1 protein-coding gene is annotated in these 797 nt (G+C 69.9%); it reads right to left on the minus strand.

Annotated features, from left to right (window positions below; translation table 11 throughout):
* On the minus strand, window positions 1-695 hold a 695-nt coding region (locus tag L6Q96_23255; protein ID MCK6557467.1), incomplete at its 3' end, for a MaoC family dehydratase.
* Between the last annotated feature and the right edge of the window lie 102 nt (window positions 696-797).

The raw sequence follows: 797 nt of genomic DNA on the forward strand, positions 1-797 counted from the left end.
AGCACCGCCGTCAGGTGGATGTGCTCGCTGGTCATGGTGCGGCCGCGCGAGTGCTCGACGCGGGTGCCGGGCGTGAAGTCCTCGAAGTAGGTGTCGGCGTTGGTGAGGTGGGCCAGCGCCTTGTAGTCGCGCGCCGGGTCGAAGGACGGCAGCCACAGCTCGACCGCCACCGCGTCGGGCTCGGCGCTGCCCGTGTGCAGCTCGGCCGCCTCGTCGCGCTTCCAGACCTGCACCTTGCGCTGCCAGGCCAGCACCACGGCCTCGTCGCGCGCGCCCAGGTTCTTGCGCGCCACCGACTGCACGTGCACGACCCCGAGCCGCGGGTTCGACTTCGAGGCGGAGACGCCGAGCACCTTGGTCTCGACCTCGATCGTGTCGCCCACGTAGACGGGCGCGCCGAAGCGCATGTCGATGTACTCGAGGTTGGCGCGGGCGTTCTCCGAGACGTCCTCGACGGTCTGGCTGAAGGCCAGCAGCATCACGAGCCCGGGCGGGCAGACGAGGCCCTCGAAGCCGTAGGTCCGCGCGTAGCGCGCGTTCTTGGCCAGCGGGTTCGTGGTCATCGTGAACTCGGTGAAGGTGCTGAAGAGGCCCTCGGTCAGGGTCTTGCCGCCCTTGTGCCGGAAGGTCTGCCCCGGCACGAAGTCCTCGAGGAAGTTGCCGATCGGCTTGCGGATCACGCGGGGCTCGGACACGGGGGCTCCTCCGGAGGCGAGCAGTCTACCCGTGCTCCCCCCGGGTTCAAGCTCGCGAGCGCCTCGGAGGCCGAAGGGCTTCCCGCTAGCTTTGGGCGCATG

The sequence above is a fragment of the Candidatus Binatia bacterium genome (assembly GCA_023150935.1).
Classification (GTDB): domain Bacteria; phylum Desulfobacterota; class Binatia; order HRBIN30; family HRBIN30; genus JAKLJW01.